Origin of the sequence: Salinisphaera dokdonensis CL-ES53 (genome assembly GCF_040361215.1) — a bacterium.
GTDB classification, from domain to species: Bacteria; Pseudomonadota; Gammaproteobacteria; order Nevskiales; family Salinisphaeraceae; genus Salinisphaera; species Salinisphaera dokdonensis.
Window position 1 is genome coordinate 60,741 of the sequence record NZ_APND01000002.1, and the last position, 20,244, is coordinate 80,984.

The 20,244-nt window shown below is 62.5% G+C and carries 16 protein-coding genes; 4 read left to right on the top strand and 12 right to left on the bottom strand.

The window, feature by feature from the left end; genetic code table 11:
* Positions 1-129: 129 nt before the first annotated feature.
* On the bottom strand, positions 130-912 hold the full coding sequence (locus SADO_RS06280; RefSeq protein ID WP_353110187.1) for an SDR family NAD(P)-dependent oxidoreductase: 783 nt from the start codon (positions 910-912) through the stop codon (positions 130-132).
* Between the two features lie 379 nt (positions 913-1,291).
* Between SADO_RS06280 and SADO_RS06285 the strand changes: the two genes are divergently transcribed.
* Positions 1,292-4,021 (top strand): winged helix-turn-helix domain-containing protein, encoded by a 2,730-nt coding sequence (locus SADO_RS06285; RefSeq protein ID WP_353110189.1) that lies wholly within the window; start codon positions 1,292-1,294, stop codon positions 4,019-4,021.
* 46 nt (positions 4,022-4,067) lie between these two features.
* Here the strand turns inward: SADO_RS06285 and SADO_RS06290 are convergent, their stop codons facing one another.
* From SADO_RS06290 to SADO_RS06325, 8 genes are all read right to left on the bottom strand, one after another.
* Positions 4,068-5,228: a C4-dicarboxylate TRAP transporter substrate-binding protein gene (locus tag SADO_RS06290; protein ID WP_353110191.1), complete on the bottom strand. Its 1,161-nt coding sequence runs from the start codon at positions 5,226-5,228 to the stop codon at positions 4,068-4,070.
* Positions 5,229-5,459: 231 nt separating this feature from the next.
* Positions 5,460-6,554: a DUF4238 domain-containing protein gene (locus tag SADO_RS06295; protein WP_353110193.1), complete on the bottom strand. Its 1,095-nt coding sequence runs from the start codon at positions 6,552-6,554 to the stop codon at positions 5,460-5,462.
* 38 nt (positions 6,555-6,592) lie between these two features.
* On the bottom strand, positions 6,593-7,714 hold the full coding sequence (locus SADO_RS06300) for a CaiB/BaiF CoA transferase family protein (protein ID WP_353110195.1): 1,122 nt from the start codon (positions 7,712-7,714) through the stop codon (positions 6,593-6,595).
* Between the two features lie 72 nt (positions 7,715-7,786).
* Complete coding sequence (locus SADO_RS06305) at positions 7,787-8,710, bottom strand: acyl-CoA thioesterase (RefSeq protein ID WP_353110197.1); 924 nt, start codon at positions 8,708-8,710, stop codon at positions 7,787-7,789.
* 133 nt (positions 8,711-8,843) lie between these two features.
* On the bottom strand, positions 8,844-10,127 hold the full coding sequence (locus tag SADO_RS06310; protein ID WP_353110198.1) for an acyl-CoA dehydrogenase family protein: 1,284 nt from the start codon (positions 10,125-10,127) through the stop codon (positions 8,844-8,846).
* Between the two features lie 25 nt (positions 10,128-10,152).
* Positions 10,153-10,551, bottom strand: coding sequence for a DUF6285 domain-containing protein (locus SADO_RS06315; RefSeq protein WP_353110200.1), 399 nt, complete (start codon positions 10,549-10,551; stop codon positions 10,153-10,155).
* Positions 10,552-10,570: 19 nt separating this feature from the next.
* On the bottom strand, positions 10,571-11,515 hold the full coding sequence (locus SADO_RS06320) for a phosphotransferase family protein (protein WP_434547894.1): 945 nt from the start codon (positions 11,513-11,515) through the stop codon (positions 10,571-10,573).
* Positions 11,516-11,614: 99 nt separating this feature from the next.
* Positions 11,615-12,385, bottom strand: a complete 771-nt coding sequence (locus SADO_RS06325) for an enoyl-CoA hydratase/isomerase family protein (protein WP_353110204.1) — start codon at positions 12,383-12,385, stop codon at positions 11,615-11,617.
* Between the two features lie 228 nt (positions 12,386-12,613).
* On the opposite strand from SADO_RS06325, the gene SADO_RS06330 reads away from it, so the two are divergent.
* A complete protein-coding gene (locus SADO_RS06330; RefSeq protein WP_353110206.1) occupies positions 12,614-13,405 on the top strand; it encodes an SDR family oxidoreductase in 792 nt (263 codons plus the stop codon).
* Between the two features lie 43 nt (positions 13,406-13,448).
* Entirely contained in the window at positions 13,449-14,309 is an 861-nt protein-coding gene (locus SADO_RS06335; protein ID WP_353110208.1) for a crotonase/enoyl-CoA hydratase family protein, read from the top strand.
* A gap of 104 nt (positions 14,310-14,413) precedes the next feature.
* Here SADO_RS06335 and SADO_RS06340 read toward each other — a convergent pair whose 3' ends face one another.
* On the bottom strand, positions 14,414-14,887 hold the full coding sequence (locus tag SADO_RS06340) for a hypothetical protein (RefSeq protein ID WP_353110209.1): 474 nt from the start codon (positions 14,885-14,887) through the stop codon (positions 14,414-14,416).
* Positions 14,888-15,396: 509 nt separating this feature from the next.
* Between SADO_RS06340 and SADO_RS06345 the strand changes: the two genes are divergently transcribed.
* Positions 15,397-16,296, top strand: coding sequence for a helix-turn-helix domain-containing protein (locus SADO_RS06345; RefSeq protein ID WP_353110211.1), 900 nt, complete (start codon positions 15,397-15,399; stop codon positions 16,294-16,296).
* A 654-nt stretch (positions 16,297-16,950) separates the two neighbouring features.
* Here the strand turns inward: SADO_RS06345 and SADO_RS06350 are convergent.
* Positions 16,951-18,024, bottom strand: a complete 1,074-nt coding sequence (locus SADO_RS06350; protein WP_353110213.1) for a tyrosine-type recombinase/integrase — start codon at positions 18,022-18,024, stop codon at positions 16,951-16,953.
* A complete protein-coding gene (locus SADO_RS06355) occupies positions 18,021-20,243 on the bottom strand; it encodes a tyrosine-type recombinase/integrase (RefSeq protein WP_353110215.1) in 2,223 nt (740 codons plus the stop codon). Before SADO_RS06355 ends, SADO_RS06350 begins: the two co-directional genes overlap by 4 nt.
* Between the last annotated feature and the right edge of the window lies 1 nt (position 20,244).

Sequence of the window (20,244 nt, forward strand, 5' to 3'; positions counted from 1 at the left end):
AAGGCGCGCCGCAGCTGTGCGGGCGCACCTCGTGGTTGGTGCAAACGGTACGGGTTCATCCTCGGTCGCGGGCCGCAGGGCCTGCGTCGTCCGAAGCGACGATTTTGATCGGGGTCGGGCGTGGGCCGGCTAGCGCGGCGCCATCCGGATCGCGCCATCCAGGCGCACGCTCTCGCCGTTCATGTAGCCGTTGTCGATCAACGCCTCGACCAGCGCCGCGAACTCGTCCGGCTGGCCGAGCCGCTTGGGAAACGGCACCGAGGCCGCCAGCGCGTCCTTGACCTGATCCGGCAAGCCGGCCATCAAAGGCGTTTCGAAGATGCCGGGCATGATCGTGTTGATACGGATGCCGTCGCCCATCAAGTCACGCGCGATCGGCAAAGTCATGCCGACCAGCCCCGCCTTGGAGGCGGCATAGGCGGCCTGGCCCATCTGGCCGTCCTGCGCCGCGACCGAGGCGGTATTGATCATCGCGCCACGCTCACCGTCGACACCGGGTTCCAGCGAAAGCATGCCCTGCGCCGACTTGGCGTTGCAGCGAAACGAGCCGATCAGGTTGATCTGGAGCACCTTCTCGAACTCCGCGATCGGAAAATGCTTGGCCTCGCCCGTCTTCTTGTCGCGGCTGGCCGTCTTGAAGGCATTGCCAATCCCCGCGCAATTGATCAGCAGGCGTTCCTGGCCGATCGCCGCGCGTGCCTTCTCGAAACCGGCATCCACGGATTCCTCCGAGGTCACATCGACCTGGCAGAAGATGCCGCCCAACTCATCAGCCAGCGGCTCACCGGCGTCCTTGTTGAGATCGAACAGCGCGACGCGCACGCCCTGGGCGGCCAGCCGGCGTGCCACGGCAGCACCCAGCCCGGAGGCACCGCCGGTGATCACCGCGCTTACGGAAGAATCGAGTTTCATGAGACATCCTTGCTCGAAGACATAGACCAATCGCGTGCAACACCCGGCGGGCGCGACGCGTCGTATGTGCCGAGTCTTTCGAAAGCGCCCCATACGCCGCATCGTCGAAAGCGACGAAATCGCCATTACCGCGCGTGGATGGGCCATGCTGGCGTCGTTGGAAACAGTCAGAGCGCTTGGCCCAACGCACCGGTTGGCCCGAGCTTCCATGCGTTGACGTGGCTGCAGAACCGGGTAAAGGTAGTCGCCGGCGAACGATCGTTCAGGGCTCGATCAACGACGCGCAAGACGTCGATCAAAAGCCCCGGCCACCCAGGCTGGCGGCGATCACAAACCGCATCACGAACAAGCGGCTGTACGCGCCTTCGGAGGAGACAACATGACCACGCCCAATCGTGGCCGCCCGACGGCGGGCGCGCTGACCAGCAAGCTCAACCCGCCGACCGTGCACGCGGCCCAGCTGCTGCGCGACGAGATCGCCGCGAGTCTGCAGGGCGATGGCGCTGTGAAGCTGGTGCTGTGCCAGGGCCCGGCCGGCTTCGGCAAATCCACGCTCATGGCCCAGTGCATGGAAAAGCTGGCCGCCGACGGCACACGAACCGCCTGGCTCACCCTCGACGAGGCCGACAACGATATCCAGCGTTTCCTGCCCTGTCTGGAAGCCGCCATTGCCAATCTGCTGCCGGCTACCGCCGACGAACCGGCCGCGGGCGACGACAGCTCTTCAGCGGGCGACACAGCGCTCAACCTGATCGCCGGACTGGCCGATCATGACGACCACTTCGCGCTGTTTCTCGACGACTTCGAGCGGATCCAGGAACCCACCGTGCTGGGGCTGGTGCGTGAGATCATCGACCATCTTCCGCCGAACTGTCGGCTGGTGATCGGCTCGCGTTCGCTGCCGGACCTGCGCCTGGCACGCCTGCGCACCCGCGGCCAGCTGGTTGAGATCGACAGCAAGCGGCTACGATTCTCGCTCGCCGAGACGGAGCAGTTCCTTAACCACCATCGTGGGCTGGCGCTTGGCGCCGACGAGCTCGCCGAGATCCACGCCAAGACCGAAGGCTGGGTAGCCGCGCTCTGGCTGGCCTCGCTCGCGCTCGAGAAACATCCGGCACCGGTCGATTTCATCACCCGTTTCTCGGGCGAACATCGCGCGGTCGCGGATTACCTGGCCGAGGATGTACTCGCCCAGCAACCCGAACGCGTTCGCAAGTTCCTGCTGCGCACCAGCATCCTGCGTTACCTCAGCGTGCCGCTGTGCAACGCGCTACTGCCGAATGCCGACAGCGCTTCGCTGATCGACCTGCTCAACGAAGCCAATGTCTTCCTGGTGCCGATCGAAAGCGAAGAACGGCTCTACCGCTACCACAGCCTGTTTTCGGATTTCCTGCGCCATCGTCTGGCCGCGGAATGTCCGGACGAGATCGCGCCGCTGCATCGCGCAGCATCAGCCTGGTTCGAGGCCCAGCACCGGCCGGTGCCGGCTATCGATCATGCCTTGGAAGGCGGTGATTTCGACCGTGCGCTCACACTCATGTCGCAGCACGCCGAGCATCTGCTCGCCCAGGGGCGCATGCGCCTACTCGGACGCTGGTTCGACAGCATTCCGGCAGCCGATCTGGCGGCCTGGCCGTTGTTGCAAGCGATCCATGTCTGGGCGCTGTGCTTCAGCTGCAGCCCGCATACCGCGATGGAGAAACTCGAACAGACCGGGCTGGAATACTCGACCGACCCGCGTATCCGCCCCCATGCGCTGGCGCTGCGGCCATCGATTCTCGCGATCATGGACGACTTCGAGCAGGTCTATGCGATCGGCAGCAAGACGCTCGACGCCCTGCCCGCCGGCGAACCCTTTGCCGAGACGACGCTGGTGAACACGCTCGCCAATGCCTATTCGGTGATGGGTGAACACCAACGCGCGCGGGCGCTGCTCGACGGCGCCCGCGATGTGCAGGGCGTGCACGAAAGCGCCTTCAACGCGATGTTCTCGGAATCCGTCGAAGGCATCATCGACCTGCAGGAAGGCCGTCAGCGCCAGGCCGCCGCACGTTTTCGCCTGGCCGCGCGCATCACCCGGCCGCGCTCGGCGTTCTCGCCGATCGGCACCAACGGCAACGCCTGGGCCGGCGTGCTGCATGCGGCCACGGTCTACGAATCGAACGATCTGGATACGGCGACCCAGCTGCTCAATGTCTATGCACCGCTGGCGCGGCATATCGGCCTGCCCGATCACATGATCCTGGCCGATGTGATGCTCGCGCGTATTGCCTTCATCGAAGGCGACATGGACAAGGCGCTACAGACACTCACCGTACTCGAACGCACCGGCCACAACCGCCAGCTGCCGCGCGTGGTTGCCACCAGTCGTCTGCATCGCGCCCAGCTCATGTTGTTGCAAGGCGACGAATACGCAGCGCATGTCGAGATCGAGCGCGCCAGCGACCAGGCCACCTGGGGCCGCCTGCGCCACCTGCGTCTGCTGGCCAATGATGTCGACAACGACCGCATCGGCCAGCTGCGCTGGGAGGCGTTTGTTGGCGACGCGGCGTTCGCGCTACGCGAACTCGGTCCGTATATCGCTGAATCGCAGGCCGAGACCCGCCACCGGCGCGCGTTCAAGCTGCGTCTGCTCCAGGCCGTGGCACAGCAACGCCAGAACGATCTACCGACTGCGCTGAGCACGCTCGAGCAAGCCCTGAAGGAAGGCTGCCGCGAAGGCTATATGCGGCTCGTGCTCGACGAAGGCCCGCGGGTCGGCGCGCTGGTGGTGCGGCTGCAGTCGGACACGCTGGAACGCAAGCTCGACCGCCGCGAGCCGCTGTTTGCCGAGTATCTGCAGTCGCTACTGCAGGGATTTGGCCCGCGCGTGTTCAACGAATATCCGATCGAGGACGACCCGAACGCCACCCTGCTGGAGCCGCTCACGCGCAAGGAGATCCGCGTGCTCAAGCTGCTCGCCGAGGGCAATTCCAACAGTGCGATGGCCGAGAAGCTGTTCGTCTCCGACAGCACCATCCGCACCCATCTGCGCAACATCAACGGCAAGCTCAATGCCAGCAACCGCACCGAAGCGGTTGCGATCGCTCGAAAGGTGGGCGTGGTCTAGATTGGCTGTACAGCCGCGCCGCCACTAGGGCGGCGCGGCGTCAGCGCTATTGCATGCCGTAGCTGGAGGCGTCGACCTTGGAAAAGATCTCGTCCCAGTAGAGCTGTTCCAGCGCATCCAGGCTATCGACATCGCCTACGCGCTCGACCCACTTCTCGAGCAGACCACGGAAGGTGGCGAGCAATTCCTCACCGCGCTCCACGCCGTGGTTCTCGCGGTAATACTCGACGATAGTGTCCAGGTCCTGTTCCGCGAACGCCTTGCTGGCCTGCTCGAGCGACGCGGTGGCTTCGTGGCGTGTCGCGCCTTCGTCCTCAGCGGCGGCAAAGGCTTCCTTCTCTTTCTCCAGATAGCCGTAGGGTACGGCCGCGGACAGACGCGCACCGGCGCGCAGCATCGCCCGGCGCTGATCGTCCGTGAGGCCGCGCCAGGTATCGCCGTTGACGCTGGCCGCGCTGGCGGCGGCATAGACACCGCCCGGCACCGCCATGGTGATATCGGTCACCGCTTCGGTCAGGCGCAGGTTCACGAGCTCCGGCGCCGAGGAAATGGTGCAGTCGAGCACGCCCTGGCTGAGGGCTTCGAGCAGGTCGTTGATCGTCATCGATACCGGCGTGGCACCGAAATGCTTGGACCAGCGCGACCAGTGCGAGCCGGCCACCCGCAGACGCTTGCCGGCGAGCTCGGCTTCGTTGGTCACCGGCTTGTTGCAGAGCAGGCCGTAGTCGGAGCTGGCCGCATTACCGGTATAGACCTGGTTCTGAGCCGCGTATTCGTCCAGGCACTCGGGGCAGTTGAAGAAGGTCAGCTCGGCCATCGCGGCGTTGAACGCGAGCGCGCCCTTGCCCTGAAGCTCGGCCTCGTCGAACTGGGTGAGCTGCATCGACGATTCGTTGACCAGATTCGTGTGTGGATACATGGACGGGAAATAAACGGTGAGCAGATAACCCACGTCCGCGATGCCGTCACGCACGCCGTCCGACGTTTCGGAGGCGTCCAGCAATGACAGCGCATAGACCTTCATCGACAGCGTGTCGTCGGAATAACCCGGCAGCGCCTCGGCGTAGTCCATCGCCGCCTGTGCGGCGACCGAACCGGGCGGAAACCCCGTGGCGTAGCGCAGGGTGCGGGCCTCGGCCGTGCCGGCCAGCATCAGGCCTGCGCATAGCGCCAGCCCACCGATCCTCGAAACGATTGCGTTACCCATTCCCGCTCCCCTGTATTGGTTGTGTACACGCAGCGGCAGGCATGCCGATACGTGCCATTGATACTAGGCAGACGCCGGGGCGTTGTTGTCGTCGATAGCGACGATTTGTGCGCGTCCTTCCGACCGATGAACGCCTAAGCTATTGCCGCCAGAGCGGCCGAAGGCCACGGAAGAACCCAGAATCGCGACAACGATTTAGGTGGCCAACTGCAGTGATACGTTAGGAACGAATCAGCATCTACGAGCGTACACCTTGGCGAAATCCTCACCATCGCCCGGCGTGAGGGAATCGCGCCTTACGCAACCGATGCCGGTTCCATTCGACATGCCAAAGCCATTTCGTTTCCAACGGATGAAGTTCGGCCATCCATTCGGTATTGGAAACACAGTTTGCATGTGAATTATCGCCTCGCTATGGCCTTCGCTTTGTGGCGACTCTATTACTCGATACCTTTTGAATTCGCCGTCTACTTGGTCCAGTACGGCGTAGTGCAACGCATGCCTTGGAGATACTCGAAAGCCACAAAACTCGTTAGCGTCTTTAATCAAAGTGCGCTCATCTAACGAAGGGCTTGGGAATATATTGGCGCGACAATTTAGGTATTGGTGTTGGTTGAGCATTCTTATTTCTTCGGGATTTTTAATCCTCACCCAGCTATTACTTTTGGGAATTGAATAAACATTGTGATCGTATGCAATAAACATCAACCTTGGAGAAATAGGCAAAAGAATTATGTCGCCCGCCGAACGCAGCCCAAATGCCTCTCCACGATATCGACTATCCGCCTGAAACCATCGATTCGCAAGAACTGCGGGATCGTCAGATGTAACAAATGGAACGTTAGTTGCGTTCTTAACAAGACAACTTCGCAGATCGCTGACGATATCAATACATTCGGCGAACGTCTGCATGGCTATGGTCACAGCCTCGCGGACCTCAAGTTGAAATGAGGCATCAGCGCCAGCTGTCGATCTCAATTCACTACTCATCTCAACAGCGCGCCTCGAAGCAGCTTCTGTCCTCAAATATTGAAGCAGCCAGAACCTTTTTAGTATTGAGTCATGCTCTTCGGTAAGAGAGTAGCCCTCTTCTCCAATCAGACGAATTGCCTGCGCGTAAGTCCGTTCCATTAACTGCAGGGCTTCTTCCAGCTTTGGATCTTTGCCGTAAAAATAAGAGCGGGAACATTGATGTTTTACTGCCGCCTTTTCTATTAGCCGATGTCGGTCTAAATTAAAAACACTTATAGACTGGTTGTTTTCGTCCAATGTGAATGGCTTCAAATAGCATCGGGGCACGAAATGTTGATTCTTATTTGTAGCCATCAACGACACTCATTGCAGACGCGATACATCGTGTGTCCTTAATCACGTAGCGCTTCTAGCTTACGCGGATCAACGCCCCAGCCCGTCAGCACGTCGTGCGGATCGCGATCGGTGGCGCTCGCGGCGCCGGGCGTATCGGCTGGCGTACGGGAGAAGCGTGGGGCCGGTGCAGGTTGCAGCACACCGTCGACTTCGACGAACGCTTCACGCTCACGATTGTGCGGGTGCTCGGGGGCTTCGTCCCAGTCCAGCACCGGGGCGACACAGGCATCGCTGCCTTCCAGAATCTCGCACCACTGGTCACGCGTGCGGGTCTTGAGCAGCTCGGCCAGGCGCTGCTTCAGATCCGGCCAGGCAGATGGATCGTTCTGGCGTTCGAAGGCCGGATCATCGATGCCGCAACGCTGCAGCAATTCGGCATAGAACTGCGGCTCGATTGCGCCGACCGCGAGGAACTTGCCGTCGGCACAGGTATAGCTGTCGTAGAAATGCGCGCCGCCGTCGAGCATGTTGGCGCCGCGTGCATTGGTCCACTGACCGGCCGCTTTCATGCCGTACATCATCGACGACAGCAGCGCCGCGCCGTCGGTCATCGCGGCATCGACGACCTGGCCTTCACCGGAGCGCCGGCTTTCGAAAACGGCGGCAAGAATGCCGAAGGCGAGCATCATCGCACCGCCGCCGAAATCGCCCACATAGTTGAGCGGTGGCGGCGGCGGCCCATCGGCACGACCGACGCCGTGCAATGCGCCGCTGAGGGCGATGTAGTTGATGTCGTGACCCGCCGCTTTGGCCAGCGGGCCGTACTGGCCCCAGCCGGTCATGCGTCCGTAGATCAGGCCCGGGCGCCGGGCCAGGCAGGCATCCGGGCCGAGGCCCATGCGTTCCATCACGCCGGGGCGAAACCCTTCGATGAGCACGTCGGCCTGTTCGATCATGGCCAGCACGGTTTCGGCGGACTCCGGCTGTTTCATGTCGAGCGCGACGCGATGGCGCCCACGCGCGAGCACGTCGAAGCGATCCCGCTCGGGGTGAGACGCACCGGGGCGCTCGATGCGCACGACTTCAGCGCCCATGTCCGCGAACATCATGGCGCAGAACGGACCGGGGCCGAGTCCGGCCATTTCGATCACCTTCATGCCCTGCAACGGTCCCGGCATCGCGGCCTCTCCTTTGTCGTTCTGATGTGTCGGTGTCGTCGCGCCGGCCCATCGTCCGGCGTCGGCGTTGCGCTAGCCGCCCGGCGCGGCGCCGGCGGCGCGTGCATCGTCGGCGGATTCGTCGGCAATGAACAACGGCGCCATCGAAGCGCGCAGCGCATCGTCGATCGGCGTGGGGCGGCGTTTATCACGATCGATCAGCACCATGGTGCTGCGCGCGGTCACCAGCCGCTCCTCACCCACCGCGGCCGCACCGGCCAGGGCGAAGGAGCTGTTGCCGATACGGTCGATACCGCAGACGACCTGCACATCCGCGCGCCCGCGATGCCAGCGGTGATAACTCAGATCCACGCTGGCCACGAGCATACCCAGCGACGGGTCGTTGCGAATCGGGCGTAGCGAACCCGCACGCGACTGCTCGATATAGCGTGATACCGCCAGCTCGCCGAGAACCACGTCCGGATCGAGATCCGCATAGCGGCCGGATATCTCGGATTCCGCGGGATAGCCGCTCAGCGGCACGTGTTCCGGGGGAACTTGCGGCCAGTCGTTCACCGGCACGTCATCCGCTGCGCGATTGCTTTCGAGCGCCGCATACACGTCATCCGGTAGAGCGACCCAGCGATCGGTGTGCCAGGCGCCCATGAGGCAGTCCTGTACGCCGACGCATTCGCCCTGCTGAAACAGCCCTGTGACCAGCTGATAGGTATCCGGCGTGACCGCGACGAGCCGCGTGGCGCACACCACATCGTGCGGATAATGCGTTTCGCGCAGGAAATGGGTCACGGTACGGCGCGGGCGCAGCAGCTCGGCGTCCGAAAACAGATGCGCGTGGCCGAGCACCGCCAGCTGGTAGCGAATGCGTGCTTCCACGTGCAGCCCATGGACCGCCACGTTGTTGGCATGCCGGATGGTATCCAGATGTGCGTACTGCAACGCCAGGGTGTGACGAAAATCGTAGCGATCGGGGTCGCTCTGCCAGGCGGGGGTCTTCACGGGCATATCCTTGAAACAAAAAGCGGAGCGCTGCGTGGCCGTCGCTCGCAGGCGAACATCGGACTCACAGCGCGATCGCGATTATGGACCGCTGGCCACGAAAATTTCATGCCCGACCATCCTCTTGCGCGCATCAGTCCTTCCACCGATTCGGCCCCAGGTAGCCGAACAGATAACCGCCGGCCTTGCGCATCTGGATCTCTTCGGCGCCCTCGGTGATGCGATAACGCCGGTGATGGCGATAGATATGCTCGAACGGTTTGTGCCGCGAGTAGCCCATGCCGCCATGGACCTGCATGGCCCGATCGGCCGCCTCGCAGCACAGCCGGTTCGCGCGGTAGTTGCACATGGCGACCTTGTCCGACAGTTGGGCCTCGATCTCGGGCTTGGGCAGCTGATCCATTTCCCAGGCGGTCTTGCGAATGAGCAGGCGCAGCATCTCGGCTTCGCTATGCAGTTCGACAAGCGGAAACTGGATACCCTGATTGCGCGCAAGTGCGACGCCAAACGGCTTGCGCTCGCGCGCATAGGCCACGCTTTCGCGGATGCAGTAGGCCGCCGCGCCCAGACTCGACGCGGCCTGGCGGATGCGGTTTTCGTGCACGAAATGTTGCGCCAGCGACAGGCCGTTGTCCGGCGGGCCGAACGCGGCGCTTTCCGGCACCCAGACGTTGTCCAGCGACAGCCGCGCATGATCCGTGGGCATGTTGAAGGTCCACAGATATTCCTCGATCGTCAGCCCCGGCGTGGGGCACGGCACGAGGAATGCCGTGATGCCTTTCGCGTCGCCGTTCTCGCCGGAGGTGCGCGCGAACATCATGCAGTGGGTCGCCACGTGCATGCCGGTGATCCACATCTTGCGCCCATCCAGCCGCCAGCCATCCACGCCGTCGCGCTGTTCCGGCACGGCACGCGTTTCCATATGGGTCGCGTCGGAGCCATGGTCCGGCTCGGTAAGACCGAAAGCCAGATGATGGGTACCGCCGAGCATGCCGGCAACGAACTCGTCTTCCTGCTCGGGGGTGCCGAAATCGCGAAACATGAGCACGAACGGATTGTTCGCCACGATCGAGTGCTCGTTCTGCAGATCGTTATGCAGACCCAGCCCGCGCGCCGCGAGATGCTCGCGGATCACGGTCATCGCCAGATGCGAACCGTCCTGACCACCGTACTTTTTCGGTAGCGGAAAACGCAGGTGTCCGGCTTCGTCGGCCAGCCGTTTCGCCTCGCCAAGCAGGGCTTCCCATTCCGGGCGCGGCAGGCCGCCCTTGTCGTAGTCGGTGCGGGCCCACTCGCGACGATGATCGAAGAAGCGGATGTTGTCGTCGCGCTGCTCGAGCGGCTGGATGACGTCTTCGATGAAACCGTCCAACTCGTCGAGATAGGCCGCGAGTTCCGGCGGCAGATTGAAGTCCATGATGGTTTCCTTCTATGAATTCGGGCTATGCATCCGGAGGCGCGTCGGCCGGGCTGCGCTCGAGCGCGCGCCGATAGCCGGCATAACGCGGCTGATCGACACGGAGCTTGTTGCGCGTGACCCACCACAGGAAATCGGTGAGGCCCGGGGTTTTGATGGTGATCTCGCCGGCGGCAATGCGATCGCAGAGCACCTGGGTGAGCGTGGGTATGTCGCCGCCCAGATGGAGCAGACTTTCCAGCCTCTGCTGCTCCTCTTCGGCCTGCGCGGCAGGCTGTTCGAGTTCGCGCAGCACGCGATCGACCACGTTCGCCGCCACGCGGGTCTGGAACTGCAGGCTGCCGTCGAGCGCGGGCACCACGTCGCGCCGCAGGAACTCGGCCACGGCGGCAAGCAGTTCGGTATCTCGGGGTGTGTCCTGCATGGCGGTCGCTCCGGTTCGGCTAGGACGCCAACGGCGCCAGGCGGGCCAGCAGATCGATCTCGGTCTCCGAGGCGCGCCGACCTATAGCACCGCGCTCGACCGTGCGGTCCGTACCATCGCTGAAGGAGCGCGCCATCTTCTGGCAGATAATTCCCCACTTCAGGCAGCCGAAGACTTCCCAGAACCAGACCGTTTCGGGGCAGACCGTCACCCCGCTGGCCTCCTCGTAGCCGGCGAACAGCTGCTCGCGGCTGCCGAAACCGCCGACCGGATGATCGATTTCGCCGAAACGCCAGGAATCCACGCAGAGCCAGCCCAGATCCGCCATGGGGTCGCCGATATGGGCCATCTCCCAGTCGAGCACCGCTCGCAGGCCATGGCGATTGATCATGAGATTGCCGTTGCGGAAATCACCGTGCACGAGGGCCGGTTCTGCGGGTTCGCGCGGCAGGTTCTGGCGCAGCCACTGAAACGCGAGCTCGAACACGGGCCGCGGTTCACGATAGCTTCGATATTCGCGGTACTGACGATCCAGCCACTGCGCGACCGAGACCTGCTGTAAATACGGCGCGTCGACCGTCGGCACGCGATGAATCGCGGCCAGCACCTGGCCACATTCGCGGGCCAGCCGATGCCGGGCGTCGGCATAAGCGTCATCGCGCAGTATCCGCTGCGGCAGGGTTTCGCCGTCGATACGCTGCATGATGTAACCCGCGCCCAGTTCGCCGTGCGCATCGAGCACCTGCCATACACCCGGCACCGGCACATCGTGGGCAGCCATGAGTTCCAGCAGGCGCGCCTCGTCAGCGAGAGCGAGTGTGCCCTCGTCGGCGCCGCTGATCGTGCCGGTCAGGCGCAGCACCAGAGCTTCGACACCTGCCGGCGAGGCTAGATCGAACGACCACATCGGCTGGCTCGCGCCGCCGGTCAACCGGGTCAGCTGTTCGACCTGCGCGCCCGGCACGCGCTGCTCGGCCAGGGCCTGCAGCACGGGTCGCACATGCGCGTCGGTCAGCGGCGTATCAGCCATGCCAACGCTTGCCCGGCGCTTCCGCGGCCGCAGTCATTTGCCAGCGCTCCGGTTCTTGAATTCGGCGATGGCGGCGCGGGATTCATCGCTATCCATGCACAGTTGCTGGGCCACGGTTTCGCTTTCGATGGCCTGCGCGAGCGTCGAGGTCGCGGCGGCACGCAGTAGCTTCTTCGCTTCTGCGCTGGCCAACGCAGAACGCTTGGCCAGCTCCGTGGCCCAGGCCTCGGCCGCGGCTTCGAGTTCGTCTCCGGCAATCATCTTGTTCGCTATGCCGGCGGCCAGGCAGGCCTGCGCGTCGAGGCTGCCGCCTTCGACGATCAGCTCGAACGCGCGCTGATAGCCGAGATGCTGATACAGCAGCCAGGTCGCACCGCCATCCGGGACCAGGCCGATAGCGCTGAAGGCCATATAGATCCGCGCCTGTTCGGCCATCATCACCAGATCGCAGGACATCAGAATGGCCGCGCCCACGCCGGCTGCAACGCCGGGCGCGACGCCGATCACCGGCTGTGGCATGCGCGTGATCTTTTCCAGCACCGGCCGGTAGCCTTCCAGCAGTTCTTCCTCGACCGTATGGTCCTCCGGCTTGCCTTCCATGAGGTCGGCACCGGCACAGAAGGCACGCCCGACTGCGCCCAGCAGCACGACCTTCACGGCCGGGTCGCGCTCGGCTTTCTTCAAAGCCGCAAGCAGCGCGTCGCGCAGGTCGGCGTTGACGGCATTGAGCGCTTTGGGCCGGTTCAGGCGAATCCAGGCGATGGCGCCGGCGACTTCGTAGGTGACGGACGGTTGTTCCTGCATCGGTTTCCCCTGCCTGCCGGGCGATTTCACACCCGGCATGACCAGATCGGATCAGGCTTCGATCATCGCGGTAGACACCTGACGTCTGCGTCGTCCGAACCGACGAATTGCGCCAGCCGGCTTGGGCATTTTCGTCGCAACCGACGATTGCGCCCGTCCGCCTGCCCGACGAACCATGGAACCGAATCATCGCCGCCGCCGCGCGGTATCTGTTCAGGGAGTTGATGCATGACCCGTACGGTGCAGCAGTTGTTCGATCTCACCGGCAGGACCGCGCTGGTCACCGGTGGCTCGCGCGGCCTCGGCCTACAGATGGCTCGAGCGCTCGGCGAGGCCGGCGCGCGGCTGGTGATCGTGTCGCGTCATGCGGATGAACTGGGCGCCGCAGTCGCAGCCTTGGCCGACAATGGCATCGATGCGACAGCGCTCTGCCACGACCTGTCCAGCGAGGCGGACGTCATGGCACTCGCCGAAGCCGCGCTGACAGCGCTTGGCGAGATCGACATTCTGGTAAACAACGCCGGGGCCACCTGGGGCGCGCCGGCCGAGGACTACCCGCTCGAAGGCTGGGACAAGGTGATGAACATCAACCTGCGTCATCTGTTCCTGCTCACCCGCGAGGTGGCCAAACGCAGCATGATCCCGCGCGGCGCCGGGCGTATCGTCAATATCGCCTCGAATGCCGCACTGGGTGGTAACCGCGAAATGATGCAGGCGATCGGCTACAACACCAGCAAGGCCGCGGTGGTCGCGATGACCCGCGCGCTCGCCGCCGAATGGGGCACTTACGGGATTACGGTGAACGCGATTGGCCCGGGCATTTTTCCCAGCCGTATGTCGCGCCATCTCACCGAGTCCCACGGCATCGACCAGCTGGCCGCGAAAGTGCCGCTGGGCCAGCTCGGCGACGACGAAAGCCTGAAAGGCGCCGCCCTGTTGTTCGCGTCCGATGCGAGCAAGCACACCACCGGCCAGTTCCTGGTCATCGACGGCGGCATCAGCGCCATGATCGCCGGCTGATTTTTTCTTTAGACTCGAAGTATTAAAGCCGCAAGGACACCTTATGACCGCACCGCAATTCTCGACCATCTCGCTCGATATCGAAGACGGCATTGCCACCATCTGGCTGGACCGCCCCGAGAAGATGAACGCCTTCACGCCGCAGATGAAGGACGAGCTGATCGCGGCCTTCGACCATACCGACGCCAACGACGATGTTCGCGCGGTGATCGTGACCGGTCGTGGGCGTGCCTTCTGTGCCGGCGCGGATTTGTCCTCCGGCGGCGACACCTTCGACTACGACAAGCGTGAAGGCGTGGACGGCCGGCGTGACGGCGGCGGCCAGACCACCCTGCGTATCTTCCGCAGCCTCAAGCCCGTGATCGGTGCGATCAACGGCGCGGCCGTGGGTATCGGCGCGACCATGCAGCTGCCGATGGATATCCGTATCGCCTCTGAAAACGCCAAGTTCGGCTTCGTGTTCACGCGTCGCGGGATCACGCCGGAAGCCGCTTCGTCTTGGTTTCTGACCCGCACCGTCGGCCTGTCCACCGCGCTGGAATGGTGCTACTCCGGTCGTGTCTTCCCGGCTAGCGAAGCCCTCGAGCACGGGCTGGTGCGCTCGCTGCACGCCCCGGACGATCTCTACCCGGCTGCCGTCGCCCTCGCCCACGAACTCACCGACGAGAGCGCGCCGGTCTCGATCGCGATGACGCGCCAGATGCTCTGGCGCATGCACGCCGCCGGCCATCCGATGGATGCACACCGCGTCGACAGCCAGGCCATCATCTCGCGCGGGCGCTCCGCCGATTCGCATGAGGGTGTGTCGTCGTTTCTGGAAAAACGCCCGGCCGAGTTCCCGAACAAGGTCTCCACCGACATGCCGGGCTTCTTCGACTGGCAGGACGAGCCGCCGTTCGAGTAGCTCACAGGGGCCGAGCACCGCGCTGAAAGTATCGAGCCGATGCATGAGCCCGGCCTCGTATTCCGAGGCTCGGGCCCTTGATCAGCCTGGCGCGGCAGTTGGGCTTACTTGCGATCGAGCACTGCATGGGCCTGTGCGATATGGCCGACACGCCAGACATCGTGCGTACGCGTCTGCGCATCCACCATCGGGCCCTTCAGGCCATGACGTTCGGCACGGCGTTTCAAGGCGCCTACGGCGGCATCGCTCGCGGGGCAGCCGTTCATCCGGGACAGGAAGCGCTTGGCCACCGTGCTCGCCACCGCCAGCAGCACCAACACGCCTGCCGGCAACAGACCCTGCAGGTTCATCGAGACGTCGGGGTTGAGCAATACCGCCATGCTGTTGAGCAGGAATGCAGCCAGGGCAAGTATCAACAACCCGCGACACGGCACCTGCCGCAGGCCAAGCGCAAGACTCAGCAGGCGCGACGGCGATTGATCCTCGAACACAAACGGCGCCTCGCCCGGCCAATCGGCCACATTGCCGCTATCCAGCGGCGGCGAAAGCTCGCTTATCAGCATGCGTTCGCTATACATATTCAAAACCTTCTTTATATGGAACCAGCGCGCGACAATTCGCAGCGCTATAGCCCGCCGGTCATGCCGACCCGCGGGGCAAGGAAATCGGAGAATGGGAACGGTGTCGGCGCAAGCGGAAACGCTGCGCCGATCGAGGACGCGCAGCATCGCAATGATCAGGACGCGTGGCTATCCGTAATGGTGACGACGAACCGAGAAAAACACATGCCGCAAGCAATTCGCCGCTCGATAACGAAGACATTAGTCCTTGCCTCGTCAGAGAATGGTCGACTGGGCAGCACGAGTTGCTTTCGGCTAACTTCTGAATCAGCTGCAATTGAAGCCGACAAATAATCAGAAGCGTTCGCGAGCACCGGCTTTAGCGGCCGATTTTCTCGTCGACGCGCTCCGTCGCACCTGTCCCAGCCTCAGCCAATTTCTTTCAGTAATGTTGCGAGCAAGAAGGATTGCGCTATCTTTCGAGAGTATATTGAAGACAAGTCTGGCGCAGCCAAGAGGTGCGGTTCATGTCAGTTAAAAATGGAGACGATCGAGGCCAAAGACTCGCTACTTGGGTCGAAGCAGAGTTCGCCAAGTTCAATACTGAGCAGCAAACGGTGTTCGGTCAGGCCGTGATGATGCTAACCGCCGCAGCGGCGAGCCTGCCGCCCCGCGTCTGTGCGTCCATCCAAACGTCGGAGCCAAGATCCAGCACATGCGATACGCCAGCGTCTCAAGACCGGCGGCCGATCCCGAGCGAGCACAGGTGGCCGCCTAAATCCGAGCTACTGAAATACCTGGAAGACACAAACGCCCCCCTTCGGAGCTTTCTCGAATGCGAGAAGCATTCGAACAAACCAAGGCGAACAAACGCCCCGCATCGTCAGTTCGGAGACGATGCATCCAGCACGTTGCTACGCGGGGCGCTAAAGCGCTTGCAAAAATCACTGGCAAGAACAGCGGCAGACGCCGCAGCCGATTCAGACGACCATGTCTCGCGCGGGCTTCTCAGCAAACAGGAAGCAACGGCGATGATGGACGCTTATACGGAAGCGCCCGACCCTGCACGGACCAAAGGCGAGGACATGCTCGACGCAAAAGCCATGGCACGCTTGCTAGGGGTTTCACGTACGACGGTCTATAAGCGTTTCAACGACGGTCGCATCATCGGCCTGACGCGTGAGGCCGGGGGTCGCGTCTACCCCAAGACACAGTTTGACGATCATGACTCGCCTCGTGGACCGAATTGGCTACCGATCATGGAAAAGATCGTTGCCAATCACGGTAACGGCTGGCGTGCCTGGATCTGGCTAAACAACCCGCGAGATGAGTTTGACGGCCAGAGCGCTCTGGATCGCTTGCACGCTGGGGATGGAGTGGCGGTAGAGATCGCGTTGAATCGGGAGGACGAGGGCGCTTTTCGCTAGTGGTCCATCGGAAGACGCGCTTGCGCTATCGGTGGCGGCCTTGACACCCGATGGCACTTTCAATCGCATACCCGCCGAGATACGGTATTCTTTGTGGCTTTCGATGCCGCACCATCGGCAATTGAATATGGGTGCAGCGCTGCTAATCTTCTCGATCATCGCCACGGCGGGAGTGCTGGTTTGGGGTGCGCTAGAGCACCGTCAATTCATCAAGCGCGACTAGCTCTGACGGCCTGCCGGCGGCATCCGCCAGAGGTTTTGACATGGGTGTAATCCTCGTTTTAGGAACCATGGCGGCTACCGTTGCCGCCCTGATCTACATCGCGCGAGAACATCGCCAGTTCATCAAGCGCAACTAGCTCGGCGACACGCCGATTTCCTCAGCGCCCGCCGCCGGGCGTGTTTTTTTGCCCATAATAGGCCTCACGTCGTTCGGATTTCCCGACCACTTGCGGCACGGGCGATCTAGAGGCGCGTAACGCGATAAGTACATGCGCACCCCGCTAGTTGCATTTTATGATGTCTTGGCGAAGGCATTCCCCCAATGCGCCAGCAACTGGGGCGACACACCCCGCCGCTTGAGTGACCCACCCGTAACGCGCCAAGCGATACGCAATGTTCGAGGACCTTTTCCCTCGCGGCCAGCGCGAGCGATCACACGAGACCGTTTGCATCTAGGAGCGCTTCCATCGCCGAACCATCGCGTCGTGTAAGGTTCGGCACATAGCGGGCATAGATATCGAAAAGCATTTCAGTACTCGTATGTCCCATCTGGCGCGCGATCCACTCTGGGTTCTCACCGGCGGCCAGCCACAAGGTCGCTGCGGTATGTCGCGTTTGATAGGGCGGGCGCTTTTCGAAGCCGAGCTCTTCGAGTAATGGTTGCCAGATACGATTGCGCACGTTGCTGTGGCTCAGGGGCTTGGACCGGGTGTTTGGAAAGACCAAACCGCCTCGCTCCCCCGTAACTTGGAACTGGTCACGCAGCGCTTTTTTTACAGGTGCTGACATTTGAACATCGCGGCGCGAAGCCGGCGTTTTTGGCGTGGTAAAAGCACCTCGCACGAACGTTTCGCGCACCCTGATCTGGGCACGCTCGAAGTCCACGTAACGCCACTGCAGCCCGTCTATTTCGCCGGTGCGCAGGCCTGTAAAAAATCGCACAGTGAAATAGGCTCGAAAGTCAGATCTAACGTGCGCGAGAATCTGCTGAACCTCGTCCAGGGAGAACGGCATGACGTCAGTTTTCGGAACGTGTAAACGCTTGATCGAGTGCAACGGGTTGGCCCAGTCAAACTGCACTGCCGCCTCATCCAGAATACCGTTCAGAACGCTCAATACATGGTTCGCACGCTGGGCCGAGAGCGTTTCGTTACGCCCCCGACCAGGCTGACGAGCCAGCCAGGCACGGAACGCGAGCAGCGCCCGACGATCGATGCTCACGACGCGACAGTTGTCGAATCCCGGGATCAGATAGCCGTCGAGAATTCCGTTTACGGTTTCCAGTTGGGAGGCCTTCCAACGATGCGATTGATTGTCTCGCCACTCACGGGCAAATTCAGCAAAATTTTCAGGCGCTCGATGGGTGGCGTTCAAAGCATTGCGCAGATCTTCGAGGCGTCTCTGGTTGGGCATGGTCGGCTCTTGTATATGTGGTGATGCCACCATCAGCCTTGCCCCGCGCGCCGCAACCTGGCCTCGTCCGTCTTCGAGAAATCCCGCGCTCATACGCGTACCGCCTGGGATGGAGGCCGCCGCACCAGGGCTCCCGGACGGTGACGCAGTTGCGTCGCTGTCGTCTTTCCGACCTGGTAAACATGCGCCACTAGTTGCCACGGGCATTCGAGGTCGGCGCAGTCAGCCAGCCAGAATTCGGCTGTGTTGAGATACGAACGAACCGTCTCGTCCGGGCTGGCATGGCCGAGCACCTCGCTCGTGGTGGTCAATGCAAACGGCGAATTGGGGTGGCACGCGAGCGCCTGCTGAATCGTCGCGATTCGCGCAGGTTCGAACCACGGGTGGCGCGGCGACCAGATAATCCTTCTTGGCGCGATTCGATCGGAGCGGAGTACGTTCAGCAGGTGCATCGCAAAAGCATGTCGCAGCGCATGCAGCCTTATGGTCGGGTCACCCGAGACCCGACGCAGCGTTAATCGAATCGGCCCAAACAGGCCGTTGGCGGTATAAGGACGATTCGTGGCGCCCGGCTTTCCAATGAGCGGGGTGTCATGCGTACCGGTCACATCGATGCGCGTCTTTCGCCAATGCAATAGCGCTCGCCGCTCGCGGTCGTCCAGGAACACACCGGCGGGAATCGTCCGCGTGCCATTTTTCGTTTTGATGGTCCCGAATTTGTTGTCGGCGACCTCAATCGCCAGCGTTTCGTCGCCGATAATTTGATCGACGCACAGACGCGCTACCTCCCCAGCCCGCAACCCACATCGATACACCAGTGTCAGCGCTAACCATCGCTGGAACGCGCGTTGCCTACCCAGGTCTGTGAATGATTTCGGGGCCGCTATGATCTCGCGTGCTTCAATGAATTCACGTTCGCTGACGTACTGCGGATGACGAGTGTGGGTTTTGTAAGCAAAACAGTCGGCGCCGTCCGGCGAGCCGCCGACTTTCAGCGGGTTGATCGATAATTTGAGCGCGAACTGCAGAAATCGCGCGAGCGAGCGGATGGCACTGACCACTACCCGGTCGTCGCTGCGTTGCCGCACTACCAGACTATAGGCACGGAGCAATCGTTCATGGATTGCCACCGGTTCGCGCCAGTCGAACCCCTCGTGCGGCGGGATCACAGCTATGAGCGCAGGAACCAATTCGCGCCAGTAATCGTGCAATGTTTTCACTCTCAGTGGCTTCGAGTAAGGCGGGGCGCCACTGGCAAGCGCGCCCAGCCACTCGATGATTTTTGCCTCCCAGACTGGCGCCTCCGCCCGCAGCTGGCGAATGTTGTCTGCGAGCGCTTCACTGTGAGAGCGCTCGGCCGCATCAGTGCGTAGGGCCTGATCGAGGATCGCGGCAACCTCACGCAATGCCGTCGGCCATACCATCCGCAGAGCCAGTGATTGCTCGGCCGGGCCAGGGATCGATAAGGTTGAACTCACCTTCTCGTCGAGCAACATTTTGAAACGGGGTGACGGCACTGACGCCGGCTGCAACTTGTCGGTCGCCACCGCTGCACACAACCCGCCGTATTCCAACGCGAGGCGCTCGCGCAGGGCATTAACGTATTCGCTCCACCGACTAATCGGCGGATTCTGTTGGCTGAGTTTCAATGCGGCGTCGAGCCTGTCGTACAGCCACACGCCGGCGACGCGGCGATCGCGTGCTCGAGAGATCCGATCAAACGCCGGCCTCGCCATTTCGATAAGCGTGACCGTCAGACCACTGAGCAGTACCCGTCGACCATGTCGTCGCAAATCCAGCGTGCGGGCACCGTCGTCGCGCGCCACATCCACCCATGCGAGATCCCCCGCATGCTGCGCTCCGTCGCGGATAGCGCGCAGCGCTCGCAGAATCAGTCGCGCGTCGAGAAGCCCATCGTTGCGTGACAGGCTGTAAATGACCCACCCCATCGAGGCTCGCTGGCCCCCATCGCCACACTCGGGTAGACAACTCGCGGCACGGGCGTCCAGCAACTCCAATGCGATCTGGCGAGAACGCGTGTTGTAATCCCAACGACGTTGGGCGCGCGCGGAAATAACCTCCGGGAAAAGCTCGATATGCCCTCGCCCCGTCGCGTTCCAGCGTTCGATCTTTTGGTTGAGTGCGACCACCACTGCCGCGTAATGCTCGATATCGGCCTGACAGCCTTCGGTAATCGCATCGCCCAGACGACTCCGGATCGCATCCGTATCGTCCAATTCACCCCGTATCCATTCCGGTGCGTGCGCCTGGAGGTATCGATCGACCTCGGCTTCTAAATCCAATGTGCCCATG

What these genes read in the sequence shown, in the direction of transcription:
- SADO_RS06315 (WP_353110200.1), bottom strand. Translation starts at nt 10,551, where the DNA reads ATGCAGGACACACCCCGAGATACCGAACTGCTTGCCGCCGTGGCCGAG.
- SADO_RS06350 (WP_353110213.1), bottom strand. Translation starts at nt 18,024, where the DNA reads ATGAGCGCGGGATTTCTCGAAGACGGACGAGGCCAGGTTGCGGCGCGC.
- SADO_RS06310 (WP_353110198.1), bottom strand. Translation starts at nt 10,127, where the DNA reads ATGGACTTCAATCTGCCGCCGGAACTCGCGGCCTATCTCGACGAGTTG.
- SADO_RS06345 (WP_353110211.1), top strand. Translation starts at nt 15,397, where the DNA reads ATGTCAGTTAAAAATGGAGACGATCGAGGCCAAAGACTCGCTACTTGG.
- SADO_RS06355 (WP_353110215.1), bottom strand. Translation starts at nt 20,243, where the DNA reads ATGGGCACATTGGATTTAGAAGCCGAGGTCGATCGATACCTCCAGGCG.
- SADO_RS06335 (WP_353110208.1), top strand. Translation starts at nt 13,449, where the DNA reads ATGACCGCACCGCAATTCTCGACCATCTCGCTCGATATCGAAGACGGC.
- SADO_RS06280 (WP_353110187.1), bottom strand. Translation starts at nt 912, where the DNA reads ATGAAACTCGATTCTTCCGTAAGCGCGGTGATCACCGGCGGTGCCTCC.
- SADO_RS06340 (WP_353110209.1), bottom strand. Translation starts at nt 14,887, where the DNA reads ATGTATAGCGAACGCATGCTGATAAGCGAGCTTTCGCCGCCGCTGGAT.
- SADO_RS06295 (WP_353110193.1), bottom strand. Translation starts at nt 6,554, where the DNA reads ATGGCTACAAATAAGAATCAACATTTCGTGCCCCGATGCTATTTGAAG.
- SADO_RS06325 (WP_353110204.1), bottom strand. Translation starts at nt 12,385, where the DNA reads ATGCAGGAACAACCGTCCGTCACCTACGAAGTCGCCGGCGCCATCGCC.
- SADO_RS06330 (WP_353110206.1), top strand. Translation starts at nt 12,614, where the DNA reads ATGACCCGTACGGTGCAGCAGTTGTTCGATCTCACCGGCAGGACCGCG.
- SADO_RS06300 (WP_353110195.1), bottom strand. Translation starts at nt 7,714, where the DNA reads ATGCCGGGACCGTTGCAGGGCATGAAGGTGATCGAAATGGCCGGACTC.
- SADO_RS06290 (WP_353110191.1), bottom strand. Translation starts at nt 5,228, where the DNA reads ATGGGTAACGCAATCGTTTCGAGGATCGGTGGGCTGGCGCTATGCGCA.
- SADO_RS06285 (WP_353110189.1), top strand. Translation starts at nt 1,292, where the DNA reads ATGACCACGCCCAATCGTGGCCGCCCGACGGCGGGCGCGCTGACCAGC.